Origin of the sequence: Burkholderia sp. Ac-20353, assembly GCF_017104785.1 — a bacterium.
Taxonomy (GTDB): domain Bacteria; phylum Pseudomonadota; class Gammaproteobacteria; order Burkholderiales; family Burkholderiaceae; genus Burkholderia.
This window is the reverse complement of record NZ_JAAGPL010000381.1, coordinates 1-3,413: the sequence shown is the minus strand read 5'-3', so window position 1 is coordinate 3,413 and position 3,413 is coordinate 1. Positions and strand designations below refer to the sequence as shown.

Genomic DNA, 3,413 nt, shown 5'->3' with positions numbered 1-3,413 from the left:
CGAGGCCGCATGGCGCCCGCTGTGGCAGGGCTATCTGGGCTTCTACGCCACCGCGCTGAGCGACACCGTGTTCGCAACGACGTGGGCCCGTCTGATGGACCCGGACGAGCCGATGTTCGTGCTCGGCGCATTCGACGCGTCGGGCACGCTGCTCGGCATCGTGCACGCGATCTACCATCGCTCGTGCTGGACCGAAGGCCCGTACTGCTATCTGCAGGACCTGTTCACGGCGCCCGCTGCGCGCGGGCGCGGCGCGGGCGGCGCGCTGATCGAGGCCGTGTATCAGCACGCGCGCGAAGCGGGCGCGAGCCGCGTGCACTGGCTCACGCGCGAGACCAATACGACGGCGCGCGCACTGTACGACCGGCTCGCGAACAACGCGGGGTTCATCCAGTATCGCAAGGATCTCCGGTAACGGATGTGCGGCGGCCGGCCGCTGCCGCGCGGCCGGTTGCGCGCGCATCGGAACGGCACGCCGCTTGCCGTTTTTCGCTTCGTCTCGCGCTTCGTCTCACGCGTCGTCTCACACCGATGAGACGAACGTCCCATGCGTCTCACGCGCTGCGGCCTCGTGCGGTCGCAACAAAAAATACGCGGCACCCGTCCGCGCACCGCAGTCCATGCACGATACAAGGATGCCGCGGCGCACATCCGTCACGCCGTGCGCGGCCACGCCGCGCTGTTTTCCACGCTGGCACCGTTCCTGCATACCGGTCGGGCGCGCAACCGCGCGACGGTCGCGACCGCGATTCGCGCCCGACGACAACCCTGACGGAGACAGCAACGTGAATACACCGGCACCGGCAACTCCCCCCAGCATGAAGGCCGCCGTCTGGCGCGGCCGCCGCGACATCCGCGTCGAAGAGGTTCCCGTTCCGGACAAGCCCGCCGCCGGCTGGGTAACGATCCGCGTGCACTGGTGCGGGATCTGCGGCTCGGATCTGCACGAGTATGTCGCGGGCCCGGTTTTCATTCCGGTCGACGCGCCGCACCCGCTGACGGGCCTGAAAGGCCAGTGCATCCTCGGCCACGAATTCAGCGGCGAGATCGCGCAACTCGGCGCGGGCGTGACGGGCTTCGCGGTCGGCGACCGCGTGACGGCCGACGCGTGCCAGCATTGCGGCACCTGCTGGTATTGCACGCATGGTCTGTACAACATCTGCGAGAACCTCGCGTTCACCGGGCTGATGAACAACGGCGCGTTCGCCGAATACGTGAACGTTCCCGCCGAGCTGCTGTACAAGCTTCCCGACAATTTCCCGACCGAGGCCGGCGCGCTGATCGAGCCGCTCGCGGTCGGGCTCCATGCGGTGAAGAAGGCAGGCAGCATCGTCGGCCAGACGGTCGTCGTGGTCGGTGCCGGCACGATCGGCCTGTGCACGATCATGTGTGCGAAGGCGGCGGGCGCCGGGCGCGTGATCGCGCTGGAGATGTCGGCGGCGCGCAAGCAGAAGGCGCTCGAGGTCGGCGCGACCGTCGTCATCGATCCGAAGGAGGCCGACGCGGTCGCGCAGGTCAAGGCGTTGACGGGCGGCTACGGCGCGGACGTGTCGTTCGAGTGTATCGGCCACACCGCGACCGCGAAGCTCGCGATCGACGTGATCCGCAAGGCCGGCAAGACGGTGATGGTCGGCATCTTCGAGGAGCCGACCGCGTTCAATTTCTTCGACATCGTGTCGACCGAGAAGGAGGTGATCGGCTCGCTCGCCTACAACGGCGAATTCGCCGACGTGATCCGCTTCATCGCGGACGGCCGCATCGACGTGCAGCCGCTGATCACCGGCCGGATCGCGCTCGGCGATATCGTGTTGCGCGGGTTCGAGGAACTGGTGAACAACAAGGACCGGAACGTGAAGATCATCGTGCAGCCTGCCGTCGGGTGACGACGGCATCGCGGCGCATGCCGCCGGCCGCATCGCGCGATGCGGCCGATATTCGGAAATGCGCCGGGATGCGCGCCGGCATTGGGGGATGCGACCGGCATTGCGTGATGCGCGCCGGCGGGATCACCGTCCGCCGCGCAGCGGCGCATAAGCGGCACGGATTCGTGCCGCTTATGCGCCCGCTTATGTGCTGTTTACGGGTCGCTTATGGACAGCTTACGCGCGCGACTCGATCAACCCGCTGCGCTCGACGAGCGCGCCGAACAGCAGGCTGATCGTCGTCCACATCACGACCTGCATCCCGATCGCCGCGACGCGGAACTTCCACAGCACGACGGCCGGGAACGCGGCGGGCACTTCGTTGACGTCCGGCAGCGCGAACTGCACGAACGCGATCAGCGCGACGAACAGCAGCCCGCCCGCGATCGACGCGTTCCACGCGCCGAGCCGGGCCACGAGATGGCGCCGCACGCTGAGCGAGAAGACCATCGCCGCGATCGAGATCGCGATCATCAGGAAGAACAGGCCCGTGCGAAAGCCGATCGTGTCGGGATCGCCGACCGACGGCGGATTCGCCGGATACTTGAGGTTCGGCACGATGACCAGCGCGACGAACGCGGCGAGCGCGAGCCACGCGGACAGCGAACGGGCACCGAGCCTGCCGACCCGCCCGTACGCATACGCGAACGTCAGCGCGAACAGCCCGCCGAACGCTGCCCCGTAAGTGACGACCCCGGTCAGCAGGCCGAAACCGGCCTGCGTGTCGCGGCTGACCAGCTCGGGTTCCGGCGCGTCACCCTTGGCCGCGTCGAGCTTCTCTTCGAACGCGATGGCCTGGTTGACCTGCGGCTCCCCGGCCACCTTGGCAAAACAGAACGTGAGCAGACCCGCGGCAATGCCCGCGAGCATGCCGCGTACCAGCAGCTTTCCAACCATGAGCGTCCCCTTGTCAGTGGCAAGGAAAGCCGAGCAGATGGCGGCCGTCGTGGACGAATTCGTGGACGTACATGCCGGGCACGAGCGACGTCGCGCCTTGCTCGGCGCCGACGAAGTACAGCGCCAGCAACAGGAGCAGGCCGCCGAACACGGCCCACGGCAGGAGTTCCCGGACGGGAATGGGCGCCGGCGCGACTGCCGGCTTGAGAACTGCTTCGCTCATGATGAAACCTCCAGGGGGTATCGCGCCCCGACGATCGGTTGATAAGTGGCGACGAAGGCAGGTCTGGCTTTCGGAAACGTTCGTGACCGATTACAGTGGCGCGACCGCGCCGGATTCGAACCGGCTTCCGCACTTCGCAACGGGGGGATTGTACGCGTGAACGTTCCGGTTCAAAAGTCGTTGCACGGCCAGCTTTCCGGCAAGCTTCGCGGGCAGCGCCGCGCCGCCGGCAAGCGATGATCCTGCATCTGTACCTGATCGCCCACGCCGCCACGCCGGCGATGCGCACGGGCACGTTTCCCGGCGACGACGACGCGCTCGACGCGCGCGGTCTCGCCGAGGCGGCTCACGCGCGCGCGCGATGGTCGTGG

The 3,413-nt window shown here is 67.8% G+C and carries 5 protein-coding genes, 1 pseudogene and 1 riboswitch; of the genes and pseudogenes, 4 read left to right on the top strand and 2 right to left on the bottom strand.

Annotated features, from left to right (window positions below; genetic code table 11):
- From G3N94_RS40415 to G3N94_RS40405, 3 genes are all read left to right on the top strand, one after another.
- The coding region (locus G3N94_RS40415) for a GNAT family N-acetyltransferase (protein WP_205799770.1) at window positions 1–415 on the top strand (415 nt) is incomplete at its 5' end.
- A gap of 132 nt (window positions 416–547) precedes the next feature.
- Complete coding sequence (locus G3N94_RS40410; protein WP_205799769.1) at window positions 548–772, top strand: hypothetical protein; 225 nt, start codon at window positions 548–550, stop codon at window positions 770–772.
- A gap of 46 nt (window positions 773–818) precedes the next feature.
- Entirely contained in the window at window positions 819–1,883 is a 1,065-nt protein-coding gene (locus G3N94_RS40405) for a 2,3-butanediol dehydrogenase (RefSeq protein ID WP_205799771.1), read from the top strand.
- 216 nt (window positions 1,884–2,099) lie between these two features.
- Here the strand turns inward: G3N94_RS40405 and G3N94_RS40400 are convergent, their stop codons facing one another.
- Window positions 2,100–2,819, bottom strand: a complete 720-nt coding sequence (locus G3N94_RS40400) for a CbtA family protein (protein ID WP_205799768.1) — start codon at window positions 2,817–2,819, stop codon at window positions 2,100–2,102.
- Window positions 2,820–2,832: 13 nt separating this feature from the next.
- On the bottom strand, window positions 2,833–3,042 hold the full coding sequence (locus tag G3N94_RS40395) for a CbtB-domain containing protein (RefSeq protein ID WP_205799767.1): 210 nt from the start codon (window positions 3,040–3,042) through the stop codon (window positions 2,833–2,835).
- A 38-nt stretch (window positions 3,043–3,080) separates the two neighbouring features.
- Window positions 3,081–3,223, bottom strand: a riboswitch (cobalamin riboswitch).
- Window positions 3,224–3,278: 55 nt separating this feature from the next.
- Between G3N94_RS40395 and G3N94_RS43330 the strand changes: the two are divergent.
- A pseudogene (locus tag G3N94_RS43330) lies at window positions 3,279–3,413 on the top strand (histidine phosphatase family protein); the annotation flags it as partial.

What these genes read in the sequence shown, in the direction of transcription:
- G3N94_RS40410 (WP_205799769.1), top strand. Translation starts at nt 548, where the DNA reads ATGCGTCTCACGCGCTGCGGCCTCGTGCGGTCGCAACAAAAAATACGC.
- G3N94_RS40405 (WP_205799771.1), top strand. Translation starts at nt 819, where the DNA reads ATGAAGGCCGCCGTCTGGCGCGGCCGCCGCGACATCCGCGTCGAAGAG.
- G3N94_RS40400 (WP_205799768.1), bottom strand. Translation starts at nt 2,819, where the DNA reads ATGGTTGGAAAGCTGCTGGTACGCGGCATGCTCGCGGGCATTGCCGCG.
- G3N94_RS40395 (WP_205799767.1), bottom strand. Translation starts at nt 3,042, where the DNA reads ATGAGCGAAGCAGTTCTCAAGCCGGCAGTCGCGCCGGCGCCCATTCCC.